A 17,937-nucleotide genomic window follows, 5' to 3' on the forward strand; every position below is an offset into this window, starting at 1 on the left:
GATCATCGCCATGGCACACCCCGGCGAAGCGCACCACGACGACCTGTCCGAACGCCTCAACTGGCTGCGGGCCGGGGTGCTCGGGGCCAACGACGGCATCGTGTCCACGGCGGGCCTGGTGGTGGGCGTGGCCGGGGCGACCACCGACCGCACCGCGATCTTCGCCGCCGGGGTGGCGGGCCTGGTGGCCGGCGCGCTGTCCATGGCGGGCGGCGAGTACGTGTCGGTGAGCACCCAGCGGGACACCGAGCGGGCGGCGCTGAAGCTGGAGGAGCGCGAGCTGCGCGAGATGCCCGAGCTGGAGGAGCGCGAACTGGCGGAGATCTACCAGGACAAGGGCCTGTCGCCGGAGCTGGCCGCGCGGGTGGCGCGGGAGCTGACCGAGCAGGACGCGCTGCGCGCCCACGCCGAGGCCGAGCTGCAGATCGACCCGGACAACCTGACCAGCCCGTGGCAGGCGGCCTGGGCGTCGCTGGTGTCGTTCGCGGCCGGCGCCCTGATCCCGCTGGTGGCGATCGTCCTGCCGCCGACCACCTGGCGGGTGTGGGCGTGCGCCGCCGCCGCGCTGGTCGGCCTGGTGCTGACCGGCGTGATCAGCTCCCGGCTCGGGGCCGGCCCGACCTGGCGGGCGGTGCGGCGCAACGTCGTGGTCGGCACGCTCACCATGGCGGTCACCTACTGCGTCGGCCTCTTGTTCGGTGTGACGATCGCCTGACTTCCGTCAGCCGCCGACGCTCCGTGGCGGCGCCCTCGCGGTGATCACCCGACCTCCACACGCCACCGAAAAAATTCTTCCCACGGAGGTGTGGATTCCGCACGGAACGGGTACCCGCGACGGACTTGACGCGGTCGAGCGCGTCACCGGAGCGGAGGTGCCTGCTGTGACCCATCCCCCCACGACCCTCTTCGCCCCGCGCACCGAGAGAGCCGAGCGGCGGCTGTGGGCGGTGCTCGCCGCCCTGTTCATGCTGGTCGCCGGGGTCAACAGCGTGCTGGCCCTGAGCGAGGCCCAGTGGTGGCAGGGCGCCGTCGCGGGCGTGTTCATCGTCGCCGCCGCAGGCTGCGCGCGAGTCGCCACTCGCACCCGCGACTGACCGCCGCCAGGATCGACAGCACGCGCCGGGGTCGGCAGCACGCCGACCCTGGACGAGGCCGACCGGTGGCAGGACGCCGTCCCGCGCCTTTCCACCACCGCCGCCGCAGGTCTGCCCGCCGCAGCCTTGTCCACCACCGCCGTCGCAGATCCCCGCGCCGCGGCTCTGTCCACCACCGCCGTCGCAGCTCTGCCCGCCGCAGCTCTGTCCACCACCGCCGCAGCCTGCTCACGCGTCGCCCTCCGCACCCGCGACCCACCCCCGCCGGCATCGGCGCGCGCTGAAGGCATCGAAGGACTAGTCCACCCGGGTGTAACCCGCTGGTCGGATGGATGTCAACTGGGCGTGGGATTCCCCACGACGCCCTGTCGGACTAGAGCCATAACCGCGAATTCACACTATCGTCACAAGACCCCGGCAATCCCGGTGCACCGCCCCGCGTGGACCAAGCGGCCCGATCCGGCCGCGCGGACCACGCGCACAAGGAAGTGCAGTTTCCGCACAACGGAGTGCGGTCCCACGCCGTCGATCTCCCGGCGTGGCTCCACAGCCAGCCATGCAGGCCGAGCTGCCACGCGTCAACGTCGCGCGCGGCTTCGGCCATCTCCGTTTGCCCAGAAAAAGCCTCTTCAGGCGATGCCACGGGAGGGCCCGTTGTGACCCACCACAAGCCGCAAGGCCTATACGACCCCCAGTTCGAGCACGACGCCTGCGGTGTCGCGTTCGTCGCCGACCTGGCCGGTCGGCGAAACCACGCGATCGTCGCCCAGGCGTTGATCGCGTTGCGCAACCTGGAGCACCGGGGCGCGCGGGGCGCGGAGCCGGAGACCGGCGATGGCGCGGGCATCCTGATCCAGGTGCCCGACGCGTTCTTCCGCGAGGTGGTGGGCTTCCCGCTGCCCGATCCGGGCTGCTACGCGGTCGGCACGGCGTTCCTCCCCCAGGACGACGCCGAGGTCAGGGCGGAGATCGAGCGCATCGCGACGGAGGAGGGCGCGACCGTCCTCGGCTGGCGCGACCTGCCGGTGGACCCCGACCACGTCGGCCCGACCGCGAAGACCACCATGCCCGCGTTCAGCCAGCTCTTCCTCGGCGGTGAGGAGGGCCTGGAGCTGGAGCGCCTGGCGTTCGTGGTGCGCAAGCGCGTCGAGCACGCCACCGACGTGTACTTCCCGAGCCTGTCCGGCCGCACCATCGTCTACAAAGGCATGCTCACCGAGCCGCAGGTGGAGAAGTTCTTCCCGGACCTCACCGACGAGCGGGTGACCAGCTCCATCGGCCTGGTGCACTCCCGGTTCTCCACCAACACCTTCCCGTCGTGGCCGCTGGCCCACCCGTACCGGTACGTCGCCCACAACGGCGAGATCAACACCCTGCGCGGCAACCGGAACTGGATGGACGCCCGCGAGTCGACGCTGGCCACCGACCTGATCCCGGGCGACCTGGAGCGGATCTTCCCGGTCATCACGCGCGGCGCGAGCGACTCGGCGACCTTCGACGAGGTGCTGGAGCTGCTGCACCTGGGCGGCCGGTCGCTGCCGCACGCCGTGCTGATGATGATCCCGGAGGCGTGGGAGAACCACGCCGAGATGGACCCGCAGCGGCGCGCGTTCTACGAGTTCCACTCCACGCTGATGGAGCCGTGGGACGGCCCGGCGCTGGTGGCGTTCACCGACGGCACGCTGATCGGCGCGGTGCTGGACCGCAACGGCCTGCGCCCGGCCCGGTACTGGGTCACCGAGGACGGCCTGGTGGTGCTCGGCTCCGAGGCGGGCGTGCTGGAGTTCGACCCGGCGACCATCGTGCGCAAGGGCCGGCTGGAGCCGGGCCGGATGTTCCTGGTGGACACCGCGCGGGGCCGGATCGTCGACGACGAGGAGATCAAGGGCGAGCTGGCCGCCGAGCACCCGTACCAGGAGTGGGTGGCCGACGGCATCCTGCACCTGGCCGACCTGCCCGCGCGCGAGCGCGAGGTGCCGACGCACGCGTCCCTCGTGCGCCGTCAGCAGGCGTTCGGCTACACGGAGGAGGAGCTGGCGGTCCTGCTGCGACCGATGGCGCGGACCGGCGCGGAGCCGATCGGCTCGATGGGCAACGACGCCCCGTTCGCGCCGCTGTCCGACCGGCCCCGGCAGTTGTTCGACTACTTCTCCCAGTTGTTCGCGCAGGTGACCAACCCGCCGCTGGACGCGATCCGCGAGGAGCTGGTGACCAGCCTGCACGCCACGCTCGGCGCGGAGCCGAACCTGCTGGCCGCGGACGCCGGCTCGTGCCGCCGCATCTCGCTGCCGTTCCCGGTGCTGGACAACGACGAGCTGGCCAAGCTGGTGCACGTGGACGACGACGGCGACCTGCCGGAGTTCCGCACCCACACCGTGCACGGCACCTACGACGTGCACGGCGGCGGCACGGCGCTGGTCGGCCGGCTGGCCGAGATCAAGGTCGAGGTGTCGGCGGCGATCCGGGACGGCGCGCGGCTGATCGTGCTGTCCGACCGGGGCGTGGACGCGACGCGCGCGCCGATCCCGTCGCTGCTGCTGACCGGCGCGGTGCACCACCACCTGGTGCGGGAGAAGACCCGGACCCAGGTCGACCTGATCGTGGAGGCGGGCGACGCCCGCGAGGTGCACCACATCGCGCTGCTGGTCGGCTACGGGGCCAAGGCGGTCAACCCGTACCTGGCGATGGCGTCGGTCGAGGAACTGTCCGAAGTGGACCCGAAGACCGCGACCCGCAACCTGATCAGGGCGCTGGGCAAGGGCGTGCGCAAGACGATGTCCAAGATGGGCGTGTCGACCGTCGCCTCCTACACCGGCGCGCAGATCTTCGAGGCCATCGGCCTCGGCGCGGAAGTGGTCGACTCCTGCTTCACCGGGACGACTTCCCGGCTCGGCGGCGTCGGGTTCGACGTCATCGCCGAGGAAGTGGCGCGGCGGCACCGGGTCGCGTTCCCGGCCGACGGCGTGCGGGCGCACCACCGCGAGCTGGAGACCGGCGGCGACTACCAGTGGCGGCGCGAGGGCGAGGCGCACCTGTTCAACCCGCAGACGGTGTTCAAGCTCCAGCACTCCACCCGCAGCGGGCGCTACGACATCTTCAAGGAGTACACGAAGGCCGTGGACGACCAGTCGCGGCGGCTGATGACGCTGCGCGGCCTGTTCGCGTTCAAGGAGGGCGTGCGGGAGCCCATCCCGATCGACCAGGTCGAGCCGGTCTCGGCCATCGTCAAGCGGTTCGCCACCGGCGCCATCTCCTACGGCTCGATCTCCAAGGAGATGCACGAAGTCCTGGCGGTCGCGATGAACCGGCTGGGCGCGAAGTCCAACACCGGCGAGGGCGGCGAGGACGCCGAGCGGTTCACGCCGGACGCGAACGGCGACTCCCGCCGGTCGGCGATCAAGCAGGTGGCGAGCGGCCGGTTCGGCGTCACCAGCGAGTACCTGGTGAACGCGGACGACATCCAGATCAAGATGGCGCAGGGCGCGAAGCCCGGCGAGGGCGGCCAGCTACCCGGCGCGAAGGTGTACCCGTGGATCGCCAAGACCCGGCACTCCACGCCCGGCGTCGGCCTGATCTCCCCGCCGCCGCACCACGACATCTACTCCATCGAGGACCTCGCCCAGCTCGTCCACGACCTGAAGAACGCCAACCCGGCGGCGCGCATCCACGTGAAGCTCGTCTCCGAGGTCGGTGTCGGCACGGTCGCGGCGGGCGTGTCCAAGGCGCACGCGGACGTCGTGCTGATCTCCGGCCACGACGGCGGGACCGGCGCGTCCCCCTTGTCGTCCATCAAGCACGCGGGCGGCCCGTGGGAGCTGGGCCTGGCCGAGACGCAGCAGACGTTGCTGGCCAACAGGTTGCGCGACCGGATCGTGGTGCAGACCGACGGCCAGCTCAAGACCGGCCGGGACGTCGTGGTCGCGGCGCTGCTGGGCGCGGAGGAGTTCGGCTTCGCCACCGCTCCCCTGGTGGTGTCCGGCTGCGTCATGATGCGGGTGTGCCACCTGGACACCTGCCCGGTGGGTGTGGCGACGCAGAACCCGGTGCTGCGCGCGAAGTTCGCGGGCAAGGCCGAGCACGTCGTGAACTTCTTCGAGTTCGTGGCGCAGGAAGTCCGGGAACTGCTGGCTCAGCTCGGTTTCCGCACGCTGGCCGAGGCCGTGGGCCACGCCGAGCTGCTGGACACCCGCGCGGCGGTGGACCACTGGAAGGCGGCCGGGCTCGACCTGTCGCCGATCTTCCACGTGCCCGAGCTGCCCGAGGGCGCGTCCCGGCACCGCACGGTGGCGCAGGACCACGGGCTGGAGAAGGCGTTGGACAACACGCTGATCCAGCTCGCCGAGGGCGCGATCGCGGCGGGCGACCGGGTGCGGCTGGAACTGCCGGTGCGCAACGTCAACCGCACCGTCGGCACCATGCTCGGGTCCGCCGTGACCAAGCGCTGGGGCGGCGCGGGGCTGCCGGACGACACCATCGACATCACGTTCAGCGGCACCGCCGGGCAGTCGTTCGGCGCGTTCCTGCCGCGCGGCATCACGTTGCGGCTCATCGGCGACGGGAACGACTACGTGGCCAAGGGCCTGTCCGGCGGGCGGATCACCGTCCGGCCGGTGCCCGACGCGCAGTTCGCCGCCGAGCAGCACGTCATCGCGGGCAACGTCATCGGCTACGGCGCGACCGGCGGCGAAATCTTCCTGCGCGGCAAGGTCGGCGAGCGGTTCTGCGTGCGCAACTCGGGCGCGCTGGCCGTGGTGGAGGGCGTCGGCGACCACGGCTGCGAGTACATGACCGGCGGCCGGGTCGTCGTGCTCGGCCCGACCGGGCGCAACTTCGCGGCGGGCATGTCCGGTGGCATCGCCTACCTGCTGGACGCCGCGGAGCAGCGGGTCAACCCGGAGATGGTGGACCTCGACCCGCTGGACGAGGCGGACCGCGAGTTCCTCCGCTCGGCGGTGGAGAAGCACTACACCGAAACGGACTCCGCGGTGGCGCACGGCCTGCTGGCGGACTGGGACCTCGCGGTCGACCGGTTCACCAAGGTCATGCCCAAGGACTACAAGCGGGTGCTGGCAGCACAGGCGCGGGCCGAACTGGAGGGCCGCGACGTCGACGAGGCGATCATGGAGGCCGCTCATGGCTGACCCGAGGGGCTTTCTGACCACCGAGCGGGAGACCCCCCGCAGCCGCCCGGTATTCCTGCGCCTGCGCGACTGGCGCGAGGTGTACGAGGAGTTCGAGCGGCCCCGGCTGGAGAAGCAGGCCGGGCGCTGCATGGACTGCGGCATCCCGTTCTGCCACCAGGGCTGCCCGCTGGGCAACCTCATCCCGGAGTGGAACAACCTGGTGTGGCGGCAGGACTGGCGCGACGCGGCGGAACGCCTGCACGCCACCAACAACTTCCCGGAGTTCACCGGGACGCTGTGCCCCGCACCGTGCGAGACGGCGTGCGTCGTGGGGATCAACGGCGATCCCGTGACGATCAAGCGGGTCGAGATCTCCATCATCGACCGCGCCTGGGACGAGGGCTGGGTCACGCCGCAGGAACCCCGTACCCGCACCGGCAAGCGCGTCGCCGTGGTGGGCTCGGGGCCCGCGGGCCTCGCCGCCGCGCAGCAGCTCACCCGCGCCGGGCACGACGTGGTGGTGCTGGAGCGGGCGGACGCGATCGGCGGGCTGCTCCGCTACGGCATCCCCGAGTTCAAGATGGAGAAGTGGCGGCTGGACCGCCGGCTCGACCAGATGCGGGCCGAGGGCACGCAGTTCCGGACGAACGTGAACGTCGGCGTGGACGTCACGGTCGACGAGCTGCGCGCGTCCTACGACGCCGTGGTGCTGGCCGGCGGCGCGACGGCGTGGCGTGACCTGCCGGTGCCCGGCCGCGAGCTGTCCGGCGTGCACCAGGCGATGGAGTACCTGCCGTGGGCGAACCGGGTGGCGCGCGGCGAACTCGACGCGGCGCCGATCAGCGCCGAGGGCAAGCACGTCGTCGTGATCGGCGGCGGCGACACCGGCGCGGACTGCGTCGGCACCGCCCACCGCCAGGGCGCGCTGTCGGTGACCCAGCTTGAGATCATGCCCCGGCCGCCGGAGCAGCGCGCCGAAACCCACCCGTGGCCTACGTACCCGATGGTGTACCGGGTCGGCTCGGCGCACGAAGAGGGCGGCGAGCGGCTGTACGCGGTGTCCACGGTGGAGTTCCTGGGCGACGCGGACGGCGCGGTGCGCGCGCTGAAGCTGGTCGAGGTGGCGGCGTCGGGCGGCCGGTTCGAGCCGGTGCCGGGCACCGAGCGGGAGATCCCGGCCGAGCTGGTGACGCTGGCGATGGGCTTCGTCGGGCCGGAGCGGGCCGGTCTGGTGGAGGGCCTGGGCGTGGACCTGGACGCCCGGGGCAACGTCGCCCGCGACCAGTCCTTCGCGACCTCGGTGGACGGCGTGTTCGTGGCCGGTGACATGGGCCGCGGCCAGTCGCTGATCGTGTGGGCGATCGCGGAGGGCCGCTCGGCGGCGGCCGGCGTGGACGCGTACCTGACGGGCCGGGACGTCCTGCCCCGTCCGATCGAGCCGACGGACCGGCCGATCGGCTGACGAGACGACCTCGCGGCGGGCGGCCAGTGCCGCCCGTCCGCCGCGAGGTTCCCCAACAGCCTGACCTCGCCCGGTGCGGGCACGTGTTCGGGCAGACCCACGGGAATCAGGGTCTGCCCCCGGGTGGCCTGCTCAGCGCACGGCGGCCAGCCGGAGGTCGGGCACCCGCAGCGACCGGCCGACGAGATCCCGGCCGCTCCACGCGGGGTCCGTGCCGTGCCACGACACCGATCCGCAGCCGAGCGTCGCGGTCGTCTCGCCGGCGGGCAGCGTGCCGGGGAACGCCAACGTCTCCCGCACCACCGCGCCACCGCCGGGCACGTCCAGGAAGAACCGCTCCCGCAGGACCTCGAACAGCCCGTCCAGCCGCAGTTCCGTGCCGTCCGCCCCGACCAGCCGGCACGAGTCGACGACGCTGACCTTCGCCGCCAGCGCGCTGCGGTTCACGGCGGAGACGGTGACCTTGGTGAAGTTCTCCGTCACCCGCACGTCCTCCACGGTGGCCACCAGCGGCCCGACCTCGCCAGCCGCGGGCGCGGCGAGCCGGCCGGCCAGCACCTCCTCGTGCGCGGTCACCCGGTCCACGGCCGACGTGGCCAGCCACGCCGCCGCGCCCCCGACCGCCAGCAGCACGAGCGCCACGCGCAGCAGGGCGTTCGGGCCGGCGCCGCGCGCCCGCACCCCGGGCAGCTCCCGCACCAGGTCCACGGCCAGCGGCGGCGCACCCAGCGCGATCGCCAGCGCGGCGGTCACCAGCGGCGACGTGGTCGGCAGGACGGTCTTCACCACCGCCGTCACGGCCAGCGCCGGCAGCAGGCTCCGCACGACCCGGCCGGGCGTGAGGAACCGCTTCCGCACCCGCGGCGGCGGGCCGGTGCGCCGCGCGGGCGCCCGACGCCGCTCGTGGTACGACCGCTCGTGGTACGCCCGCTCCCGGGAAGTGCTCATCGCGCCCCCACCTCAGGTCCACAACCGTGGCCCCACCAGCGTGCCCACCCGGTGATCGGGCCGGCCGGAGCACACGCCGGAGACCACCCGGACGTGGGACGGTCCGGGCAGCCGCGCGCCTGCCCGGACCGTCCACGTCGGTCACACCGGATCCGCCTCCCTGCCCGCTACCTGCGCGGCGGGCATGTCTTCCAGGCGAAGTGGTAGGTGGTCTTCAGCTCGGCGTCCGTCGAGTCCATGGTCATCATGCTGATCGCCTTCGGGGTGGTCGCCCCGGCGTTGACTCTCAACTCGGTGTTGATGTTGAAGTTCCGCTTCTCACCGCACGGCGCGTAAGCGACGGCGCCGATCGGGATCTGGTCGACAGCCTCCCAGTTGTCGTCATACGCCCCGTCGTATGAATGCGACTTGTACACTGTCTCCGACAAGCCCTGGAAGTAGTAGTTCGCCTTCTGCACTCCAGTGATACCGCGATCCAGCTTCGCGTACCCCCGGTAATCGATCTTCGCGATGCCGTAAGTGAAGCCCTGCGGCACCTTGACGTCGAGGGCCAGTTGGCAGTTCTTCCGGAAATCCGTTGCCGTGGTGCCCGGTCCGACCTTGGCGATGTACTTGCTGTAAGTGACGGTGAACGCCTGACGGTCGTCCGAGACCACCGTAGCCACGGAGCCCTTGGGGCAGCCCGAGCCGTTCACAGTCACCACATCGACGTAGATCACGCCCGGCGGTGGCACATCGCTGGGTGCGCCCCCGGGAGGAAAAATGATCGCTGACGAAGCGAGGGCGGCTGCGGCCACGAAATTCAGCATGAAAGCACCTTCCGACTAGTTCGCGCGGCGGCGATGATTGTCGCTATGTCGCGGCGGCGGCCTGTCCGAAAGCTAGCTGCAGCGCTTCCAGGAGAAGTGGTAGCGGGTGTTCACGTTGCCGTCGGTCGAGTCCATGGCGATGAAGCTGGTGCCCTTGGAGGAGCCGGCGTTGACCCGCAGTTCGGTGTTGACGTTGAAGATGCGCTTCTCACCGCACGGGGCGAACACGATCGAGCCCCACTCGGTGCTGTCGGTGGCCTGCCAGTTGTCGCTGTGCGGGCCGCGGAACGTGTGGCCCTTGCGCGCGGTCCCCGACTGGCCCTGGAAGTAGTAGCCGGCCTGCTGGAGCGCGGTCGCGCCGGACTGGAGGTGGGCGAAGCCCCGGTAGTCCGCCTGGGCGATGCCGAAGGTGAAGCCCTGCGGGTAGTTCACCTGGATGCCGAGCTGGCAGTTCTTCCGGAAGCCGGTCGGCTCGGAGCCGGGGCCGGTCTCGGCCAGGTACTCGCTGTAGGTGACCGTGAACGAGGTGCGGTCCGGTGACGGCGCGACGGCCGTGGTGCCCGCCGGGCAGCCGGAGCCGTTGACCGTGCGAACCTCCACCGTCACGTAATCGGGAGGCGCTTCCGCCTGCGCGGCGCCGCCCGTGGGCACGACAGCGGACAGGGCGAGGACGGCCGCTGCTAATGTGGTCAGCATAAAATGGCCTTTCTCCTGCGTGATGACGCGGCGGCGCTGTGGAAATGTAGCGCAGGATTCCGGCCCCCCGTTCCGCCAACCGGGTGGCAACCAAGTTTCAAACCTCCGCAGGTTGCCGGCGAAAACTTCCCGACAGCCCCGCTGACCACCTGCCGGGAAGTGCGGCAACTTTCAACCACACTTTTCCGGAAATACTGTCTCTCCCGTTCGGACGGCGCTCCGCCCTAAAATCCGACACACCGCCGAGAACAATCGACGGGCCGCCGGGATTCTTTACAAAGGGCACCGGCCATCACCCCATCAGGTGACCATCCGACCGGTATCGATGATATGTCGCCCCCACTCGCGGTGCAGCCTCGGGGGCGGCGGAGCGCATCGTTCGGAGGCCGACCGACACGGCCGGCGCACGTCGAATTCGACTTCGCATTGACGCCGGCAAACACCTCGTCGAATCAATCGGGCCGCGCGGCCACCACCCGCCGGATCAACTCGACCATCTGCGCGCACTCCGCCGGGTCCAGCACCTCGAACCACCGCGCCTCACGCGCGTTCTGGCTCGGGAACACCCGCGCCACGGACCGCCGGCCCTCGTCGGTCAGCGCCACGAACACCACCCGCCGGTCCTGGTCGTCGCGGGTCCGCTCGACCAGGCCCGCCCGCTCCAGGGTGTTGATCAGGTTGGACATCGCCGAGCGGGTCGTGCCCGACAGGTCGGCCAGCCGCGCCGGCTGCGTGGGGCCCAGGATCCACAGCTTGAACATCAGCCGGAACCCCGGCATGGTCCACCCCTGCTCGCGGTGCACCAGCGCCTCGTAGTCCGTGATCATCATGTACGCGAGGTGGAGCACGTTGTACGAGAGGCCGAACGCCTCCGCGTCACCGCCGAACTCCGCGATCCGGTGCCGCGCGAACCGCTCGTAGTCCTGCTCTGTCACCACGTCGTCCGCGACGGGAACCTCCTGCTCTGCCACCTGCGCATCCTCGCAGGGCCGGCCGGTCCGTGGAACGCGAATGCGGCACACTTACCGGCGTGCTCGGGACGAGGCGGTTCGGCATCACGGCGGCGATCGCGCTCGCGCTGGCCGCCGCCGCGTCCGTCGCGGCCAGTTTCGACGTCGTCACCGGTGAGGCCGCCGTGGCGCTGGACGACCTCGCCCAACTCGCCACCGGCCTGTTCGCCACGGGTTCCTGCTGGTGGACGGCCCGCCGGGCGCACGGACCGGACCGGGTGTGGCGGGTCGTCACGGGCTTCGGCATGCTCGGCTGGTCGGTCGGGCAGAGCCTGTGGACCTGGTACCAACTGGTCGAAAAGCGCGCGGTGCCGTCGCCGTCGCCCGCCGACGCGGGCTACCTGAGCATCGTGCCGTTCGCGTTCGTGGCGCTGCTGGTGATCGGCAGCCACCGCCGGTCCGAGCACCCGGACGCCCTGCTGGACCGCCGGTCCCGCAGCGCCCGGCTGGTGCTGCTGCTGGACGGCCTGATCGTGGTCGGCTCGCTGTTCCTGCTCACCTGGACGACGTCGCTGGGCGGCCTGGTGCAGACGGGCAACCCCAGCACGGCCGCGTTCCTGGTCGCCATCGCCTACCCGCTGACCGACCTGGTGCTGCTGGTGATCGTGGTGGTGCTCGGCGCGGACCGGAAAGTCGTGCTGCGGCCCCAGTTGCGGCTGCTCGGCCTCGGCCTGGTCGGGCTGGCCGCGTCCGACGGCGCGTTCGCCTACCTGGTGAGCGTCCAGGCCCCGGAGGTGCCGCCGCTGGCCAACGCGGGCTTCGTGATCGGCCCGGTGCTGATCGCGCTGGCCGCCCTCGTGCCGACCGCGCCGCACACGGCGCCCACCCGCACCGCCCGCTCGTGGCAGTGGGCGTACCTGCTGATGCCTTACGTGCCACTGCTGGTGAGCAGCGTGCTGGTGCTGCGCCGGACCGCGATCGGCGACCTGGCCCCGTTGGACGCGGTGGAGATCGGCTGCGGCTTCACGGTGTTCGTGGCCGTGATCCTCCGCCAGCTCGCGACCATTGTGGACAACGCGAAGCTGGCCGCGATGCTGCGGGAATCCGAACGCACCCTGGCGCACCAGGCACACCACGACGCGCTCACCGGGCTGGCGAACCGGGCGCTGTTCGAACGCCGCCTGGACGAGGCGCTGGCGGCCCACCACGACGGCACGCCGTTCGGCCTGCTGTTCGTGGATTTGGACGACTTCAAGGCCGTCAACGACATCTCCGGCCACGCCCAGGGCGACGCGGTGCTCGAACGCGTCGCCCGACGCCTGCGGGACTGCGTCCGCGACACCGACGTGGTGGCCCGGCTCGGCGGTGACGAGTTCGGCGTGCTGGTGAAGGGTGTGGACGAACCTGAGAAGGTCGCGTTCCGCATCCTCGACGCGCTGGGCGAGGACGTCAGCGCGAGCGTCGGCGTGGTGGTGTGCGCCGACCCGGACCCGGAGGACACCGCCGAGTCCGTGCTGCAACGCGCCGACAAAGCCATGTATGCGGCCAAACGCGACGGTGGCCGGGGACTGGTGATCCATCCCTGACGGCGGTGGTCGCTCGGCTCGCCTCGGGTGCGGGACCTCAGGGGCGAGTTTGGTTCGGGTGCGAGGTTGCGCGCTAGCGCCCGCCCAGCCTCGCCGCCAGTTCCTCCGCTTCGGACCGGTCGAACTGACCGGAGATGATCGCGGTCCCGCCCAGGATCGGTTCGTTGACGCTCGGCGCGGACAACACCGAAGTGTTGAGCACCAGCCCGATTCGCTGCCCCACCGACTCGGCGGTGAGCCGGCCCCAGGCCTCCGCGCCGCCTGGCGTGAACTCGACCTCGACCACGAACCCGCCGCTGTTCTCGTCGGGCCGCGCGGTGGCGCGGGCGATGTCGTCGTTGCCGAGCGCGGCCGGGCCGAGGACGAACCGTTCACCGGTCTTCCGGTCGCACGTGAGCAGTGGCAGGGCCGGGTCGTCCTGTCCCGCCAGCGGGTCCTCGTCCGGGCACCGGAACGCCGACACGAGCGGCTGGTGGTCGGCCGGGTTCGCCAGAGCCGGGTCCTGGCGCGTCTTCCGCTCCGCCTCGATCGCCTGCTGCTGCGGCGCGGTGGACGGCTCCAGTGCCCGCGGCACGCCGCCGGCCTGGCTGGTCGGCGTGGTGGGCGACTGCGCGGCCAGCACCGGGCGGAACAGCAGCACGGAGCGGCCGGCGGGCAGGGCGGCGGCGCCGGTGGCGGGGGTCGGGGTGCCCGCGGTCGTGCAGCCCGCCAGTACCAGCCCCGCCGGCACCAGCAGGGCCGCGACCAGGACGGCCTTCACCGCTTCGGCACGAACGCGTAGATGCTGGCGGGCGAGCCGGAGCCGCGCCGGTTCACGGTGCCGCCGACCAGGATGTGCGCGCCGGTCGCCGGCAGCTTCGCGAGGTTCGCCAGGATCTCCAGGCTGATCCGGTGTTCCCGGTACAGCAGCTTGGACACCGAGTAGGACGTGTCCACCGCGGGCTCCACGCTGAACGTGTCGGTGCCCAGCGCGCCGCGCCGCCCGAGCCGCCCGGTCCGCACCAGCCACCGCGCCGCCTCCAGCGAGAACCCCGGCTGGTGCATCTGCCCCGCCTGGTCGAAGTTGTAGAACGCCGGGGTGCCCCAGCGGTCCTCCCAGCCGGTCCACAGCACGATCGCCGCTTCGTCCGGGATCCGCCCGTGCTCGCGTTCCCAGCGCTGGAGGTCCCGCACGCCGACCGCGTAGTCGGCGTCGCGCGCGGCCCGTTCCCGCACGTCGATCTTCACGGCGGGCAGGAACAGGTCCTCGACGTCGAGTTCGTCGGCGTGCGGCTGGTCCTCGTTGAAGTGCGCGGGCGCGCCCCAGTGCGTGCCGGTGTGCTCGCCCTGCCGCACGTACTGGAGGTAGAAGCCGTCCTCGGGCACGGTGGCCACCGTGGTCGCGGTGAACTCCGGGTCGCCCGGGTAGACGTTGGTCCGGTCGGGATCGTTGACGTGCGCCAGGTTCACGAGCCGGTAGTCCCGCAAGCCCGGCGGGGCCGCCGCCCCGGCCGTCCCCGCACCCGTCACGACCATCCCGCCCACTGTCGAAACCACGCCCGCGAGCATCGACCGTCTGCGCACCGCCGACCACTCCTCCAGCTAGCCGTCACCCGATCCGGGCAACCTTAACCGCCGGGCCGTCACCAGACGACGACCTGCCGGACGGCTTCACCGGACGCCAACCGGGCGAACCCCTCGTTGAGCCGGTCCGGTTCCAGCCGCCCGGACAGCAGCTCGTGCACGGGTAGCCGACCGGCCTCGTACAGGCCGATGAACCGGGGCACGTCCCGGCGCGGCACGCACGACCCCAGGTAGCTGCCCTTCAGCGTCCGCTCCTCGGCGACCAGGCTCAGCGCGGGCAGCGCCACCGTCCGGTCGGGGTGCGGCAGCCCGACCGCCACGGTGGTCCCGCCCGCCGCCGTGGCCAGGTAGGCCTGCTCCAGCACGGCCGGCACCCCGGTGGTGTCGATGACCTTGTCCGCGCCGCCGCCGGTCAGCTCGCGCACCGCCTCGACGGCGTCCGGACCGCCGGCCACCTCGTGCGAGGCGCCCAGCCGCCGCGCCAGCGCCCGCTTGTGCGCCACCAGGTCCACCGCGACGAGTTGCGACGCCCCGGCGACCCGTGCGGCGAGCAGCGCGGCCAGCCCCACTCCCCCGAGCCCGAACACCGCGACCCGGTCGCCGGGCACGACCGACGCGCTGTGGAACGCCGCGCCGGCGCCGGTCAGCACCGCGCACCCGAACAGCGCGGCCACGTCGAACGGCAGCGACGCCGGGATCCGGGTGGCCGACTTCTCCGACACCACGGTGTGCTCGGCGAACCCCGACACCCCGAGGTGGTGGTGGGGTCGCGTGCCGTCGGGCAGCCGCCACCGCCGCCCGCCGCCGAGCAGCGTGCCGTCCCGGTTCGCCGCCGCGCCCGGCTCGCACAGCGCGGGCCGCCCGGCGACGCACCGCCGGCACGACCCGCAGGCGGGCACGAACGAGAGCACCACGTGGTCGCCGACCGAGAACTCCGCGCCGGGACCGGTCTCCACGACCTCGCCGGCCGCCTCGTGCCCCAGCACCATAGGCAGCGGCCGGAGCCGCGAGCCGTCGATCACCGACAGGTCGGAGTGGCACAGCCCGGTCGCGCCGACCCGCACCAGCAGCTCGCCCGGCCCCGGCGGGTCCAGCTCCAGGTCCAGCACCTCCAGCGGACCGCCGACGGAAGCCAGCACCGCGCCGCGGACCTTCACGCGACCACCAGCCCTGCCATCGCGGTCCGCAGCCCGGCCGGGATCTCCACCGGCTTGCGGGTCGCGCGGTCCACGAACACGTGCACGAAGTGCCCTTCCGCCACCACGTCGTCCCGGTCCTCGGGGTAGAACCCGACCTCGTAGCGCACGCTGGACCGGCCGAGCCGGCCGATGCGCAGCCCGGCGTCCACCGCCTCGGGGAACGCGATGGGCGCACGGTAGTTGCAGTGGGACTCCACGCACAGCCCGATCGCCGGGCCGCCGTGGATGTCCAACCCCGCCTCGGCGATCAGCCAGGTGTTGATCACCGTGTCCATGAACGCGTAGTGGACGACGTTGTTCACGTGCCCGTACACGTCGTTGTCCGCCCACCTGGTCGGAATCCGCTGCCAGTGCCGGTAGTCCTCGCGCACACGACCTCCTCGTCAGTCGAGCACCCCGCGTCGGCCCGCCACCCGCCGCGGCGCTCCGCTCGTCCTGCTTACGGCCGGCGGGCGGCGGGCGGAAGACCTCCGGCCGAAATTTTCTACCAGTGTTAGTTTTCGCCCTCGGACCGGTCGCCCGGACTCCACCGCCCACCCTCCTGAACCCCCGATCGAATGACTTCGACCCCCTGACCGAATGACATCGCGGCCACTTCTCGGGGCGCACACGACGTCCTCGCGCATTCCCGGCCGGACCACCGCTGCGTGACCGGACGGACCAACCCCGCACGCTCCGCGCCGACCGCCCGTCGATCGACTACCACGGAAACGGTGAGCGGGCGGGATATCTCCCCGAATTCCCGCACGGGACTGCCTTCCAATGGCTGATCTTCAAGCCGCACTTCTGCGGTATGACGACTCCCGCGCTACTTCCAGCAGAAGTCAACAACCTTTTCGAGTGAACCCGGATACAGCGAAAGAGTTACAGATTCCAGTTCGAGCAGAATATGACCCCTAACGCCGACTAAAATCACCCGTTGATACTTGCGTCGAGCAAGACCTCCACGGCGAGTGTCCAAAGTGGCTCCGCATAGCCCTATGGAGCGTCGCCGTGTTGGCCGCTTCCCGTCCCGCATTCGGCCTCACTACCGTCGGTCCGGACCAATGAGCGAAATCCGATTGGCGGTGTACTGGTGACTGTGACCGATTCGGACGTGGACATCGAACGGCCCCGGCTGAGCCTCGGCACAGCAGCGGCCCGGAACCTGGCCACGACCACCAAATCCGTCCCGCAGATGCAGGGCATCACGTCCCGGTGGCTGCTCAAGGTGCTGCCCTGGGTGCAGGCCTCCGGTGGCGCCTACCGGGTCAACCGGAGGCTCAGCTACGCGGTCGGCGACGGGCGGTTGACGTTCACCAACATCGGCGCGGACGTACAGGTCATCCCGCAGGAGCTGACCGAGCTGCCGCTGCTGCGCGGCTACGACGACGTGGAGGCGCTGACCGCGCTGGCGGGCGTGTTCCAGCAGCGCGAGTACGCGCCGGGGGACGTGATCGTGGAGGCCGGCCGGCCCCAGGACCAGGTGTTCCTCATCGCGCACGGCAAGGTGAACAAGATCGGCCAGGGCGAGTACGGCGACCAGACGGTGCTCGGTGTGCTGGCCAACGGCGACTACTTCGGCGACCAGGTGCTGGCCGGCCCGCAGGACGAGTGGGAGTTCACCGTCAAGGCCGTCACCCCCGTCATCACGCTCGCGCTGAGCTGGGACGACTTCGAGCGGCTCAACGGCAACGCGGGCGGCCTGCGGGCGCACATCCAGCACCTGTCCGCGCCCGGCGCGCAGCGGCAGAACGCGCACGGCGAGGCCGAGATCGACATCGCGTCCGGCCACGAGGGCGAGCCCGACCTGCCCGGCACGTTCGTGGACTACGAGTTGAGCCCGCGGGAATTGGAGCTGAGCGTCGCGCAGACCGTGCTGCGGGTGCACAGCCGGGTCGCCGATCTGTACAACCAGCCGATGGACCAGGTCGAGCAGCAGTTGCGGCTCACCATCGAGGCGCTGCGCGAGCGCCAGGAATACGAAATGGTGAACAACCGCGAATTCGGCCTGCTGCACAGCGCGGACCTCAAGCAGCGCATCCACACCCGCAACGGGCCGCCCACCCCGGACGACCTGGACGAGCTGCTGGGCGTGGTGTGGAAACAGCCGACCGCGTTCCTGGCGCACCCGAAGGTCATCGCCGCGATCGGCCGTGAATTCAACAAACGGGGCCTCTACCCGTCGAGCGTGGACCTTGGTGGCCACCAGGTGCCCGCCTGGCGCGGCGTGCCGATCCTGCCGTGCAGCAAGATCGGGATCAGCAAGACCCGCACCAGCTCCATCATGCTGCTCCGCGCCGGCGAGCAGAACCAGGGCGTCATCGGCCTGCACCAGACCGGCCTCCCCGACGAGTACCAGCCCGGTCTCAGCGTGCGGTTCATGGGCATCGACGAGAAGGCGATCATCTCCTACCTGGTCAGCGCGTACTACTCGGCCGCGATCCTCGTGCCCGACGCGCTCGGCGTGCTCGAAAACGTGGAACTCGGCCGCGAAGACTAGTCCCCGCAACGAGATTGGGAACCTG

Annotated in this window: 14 protein-coding genes; 6 read left to right on the plus strand and 8 right to left on the minus strand. The window is 71.4% G+C overall.

Annotated features, from left to right (window positions below; translation table 11 throughout):
- Window positions 1-10 precede the first annotated feature (10 nt).
- From ACQPZF_RS28750 to ACQPZF_RS28765, 4 genes are all read left to right on the plus strand, one after another.
- A complete protein-coding gene (locus ACQPZF_RS28750) occupies window positions 11-715 on the plus strand; it encodes a VIT1/CCC1 transporter family protein (protein WP_433262172.1) in 705 nt (234 codons plus the stop codon).
- 166 nt (window positions 716-881) lie between these two features.
- Window positions 882-1,094, plus strand: coding sequence for a hypothetical protein (locus ACQPZF_RS28755; RefSeq protein WP_433262174.1), 213 nt, complete (start codon window positions 882-884; stop codon window positions 1,092-1,094).
- Window positions 1,095-1,750: 656 nt separating this feature from the next.
- Entirely contained in the window at window positions 1,751-6,235 is a 4,485-nt protein-coding gene (gene gltB / locus ACQPZF_RS28760; protein WP_433262176.1) for a glutamate synthase large subunit, read from the plus strand.
- A complete protein-coding gene (locus ACQPZF_RS28765) occupies window positions 6,228-7,679 on the plus strand; it encodes a glutamate synthase subunit beta (protein ID WP_433262178.1) in 1,452 nt (483 codons plus the stop codon). The genes gltB and ACQPZF_RS28765 overlap by 8 nt, the downstream gene beginning before the upstream one ends.
- 132 nt (window positions 7,680-7,811) lie before the next feature.
- Here the strand turns inward: ACQPZF_RS28765 and ACQPZF_RS28770 are convergent, their stop codons facing one another.
- The 4 genes from ACQPZF_RS28770 to ACQPZF_RS28785 form a co-directional block, all read right to left on the minus strand.
- The gene (locus ACQPZF_RS28770; protein WP_433262180.1) at window positions 7,812-8,627 is read right to left on the minus strand and encodes a hypothetical protein; all 816 of its coding nucleotides are present in this window, start codon (window positions 8,625-8,627) and stop codon (window positions 7,812-7,814) included.
- A gap of 167 nt (window positions 8,628-8,794) precedes the next feature.
- A complete protein-coding gene (locus ACQPZF_RS28775) occupies window positions 8,795-9,436 on the minus strand; it encodes a DUF4360 domain-containing protein (RefSeq protein ID WP_433262182.1) in 642 nt (213 codons plus the stop codon).
- Window positions 9,437-9,508: 72 nt separating this feature from the next.
- Window positions 9,509-10,132, minus strand: a complete 624-nt coding sequence (locus tag ACQPZF_RS28780) for a DUF4360 domain-containing protein (RefSeq protein WP_433262184.1) — start codon at window positions 10,130-10,132, stop codon at window positions 9,509-9,511.
- A gap of 452 nt (window positions 10,133-10,584) precedes the next feature.
- Window positions 10,585-11,103 carry a MarR family winged helix-turn-helix transcriptional regulator gene (locus tag ACQPZF_RS28785; protein WP_433262186.1) on the minus strand — a complete coding sequence of 173 codons (519 nt, stop codon included), beginning with the start codon at window positions 11,101-11,103 and terminating at the stop codon, window positions 10,585-10,587.
- A 59-nt stretch (window positions 11,104-11,162) separates the two neighbouring features.
- On the opposite strand from ACQPZF_RS28785, the gene ACQPZF_RS28790 reads away from it, so the two are divergent.
- Window positions 11,163-12,668: a diguanylate cyclase domain-containing protein gene (locus ACQPZF_RS28790; RefSeq protein ID WP_433262188.1), complete on the plus strand. Its 1,506-nt coding sequence runs from the start codon at window positions 11,163-11,165 to the stop codon at window positions 12,666-12,668.
- 73 nt (window positions 12,669-12,741) lie between these two features.
- Here ACQPZF_RS28790 and ACQPZF_RS28795 read toward each other — a convergent pair whose 3' ends face one another.
- The 4 genes from ACQPZF_RS28795 to ACQPZF_RS28810 are packed head-to-tail and all read right to left on the minus strand — an operon-like array spanning window position 12,742 to window position 15,801.
- A complete protein-coding gene (locus ACQPZF_RS28795; RefSeq protein ID WP_433262190.1) occupies window positions 12,742-13,428 on the minus strand; it encodes a SecDF P1 head subdomain-containing protein in 687 nt (228 codons plus the stop codon).
- Window positions 13,425-14,231: a cyclase family protein gene (locus ACQPZF_RS28800; RefSeq protein WP_433262192.1), complete on the minus strand. Its 807-nt coding sequence runs from the start codon at window positions 14,229-14,231 to the stop codon at window positions 13,425-13,427. Before ACQPZF_RS28800 ends, ACQPZF_RS28795 begins: the two co-directional genes overlap by 4 nt.
- Before the next feature lie 59 nt (window positions 14,232-14,290).
- A complete protein-coding gene (locus tag ACQPZF_RS28805) occupies window positions 14,291-15,388 on the minus strand; it encodes a zinc-binding dehydrogenase (protein ID WP_433262194.1) in 1,098 nt (365 codons plus the stop codon).
- Complete coding sequence (locus tag ACQPZF_RS28810) at window positions 15,385-15,801, minus strand: acyl-CoA thioesterase (protein ID WP_433262197.1); 417 nt, start codon at window positions 15,799-15,801, stop codon at window positions 15,385-15,387. Before ACQPZF_RS28810 ends, ACQPZF_RS28805 begins: the two co-directional genes overlap by 4 nt.
- A gap of 704 nt (window positions 15,802-16,505) precedes the next feature.
- Between ACQPZF_RS28810 and ACQPZF_RS28815 the strand changes: the two genes are divergently transcribed.
- Window positions 16,506-17,912 (plus strand): family 2B encapsulin nanocompartment shell protein, encoded by a 1,407-nt coding sequence (locus ACQPZF_RS28815; RefSeq protein WP_433262199.1) that lies wholly within the window; start codon window positions 16,506-16,508, stop codon window positions 17,910-17,912.
- Window positions 17,913-17,937 lie beyond the last annotated feature (25 nt).

Origin of the sequence: Actinosynnema sp. CS-041913, from assembly GCF_050942485.1 — a bacterium.
Classification (GTDB): domain Bacteria; phylum Actinomycetota; class Actinomycetes; order Mycobacteriales; family Pseudonocardiaceae; genus Actinosynnema.

What these genes read in the sequence shown, in the direction of transcription:
- ACQPZF_RS28750 (WP_433262172.1), top strand. Translation starts at nt 11, where the DNA reads ATGGCACACCCCGGCGAAGCGCACCACGACGACCTGTCCGAACGCCTC.
- ACQPZF_RS28765 (WP_433262178.1), top strand. Translation starts at nt 6,228, where the DNA reads ATGGCTGACCCGAGGGGCTTTCTGACCACCGAGCGGGAGACCCCCCGC.
- ACQPZF_RS28770 (WP_433262180.1), bottom strand. Translation starts at nt 8,627, where the DNA reads ATGAGCACTTCCCGGGAGCGGGCGTACCACGAGCGGTCGTACCACGAG.
- ACQPZF_RS28775 (WP_433262182.1), bottom strand. Translation starts at nt 9,436, where the DNA reads ATGCTGAATTTCGTGGCCGCAGCCGCCCTCGCTTCGTCAGCGATCATT.
- ACQPZF_RS28780 (WP_433262184.1), bottom strand. Translation starts at nt 10,132, where the DNA reads ATGCTGACCACATTAGCAGCGGCCGTCCTCGCCCTGTCCGCTGTCGTG.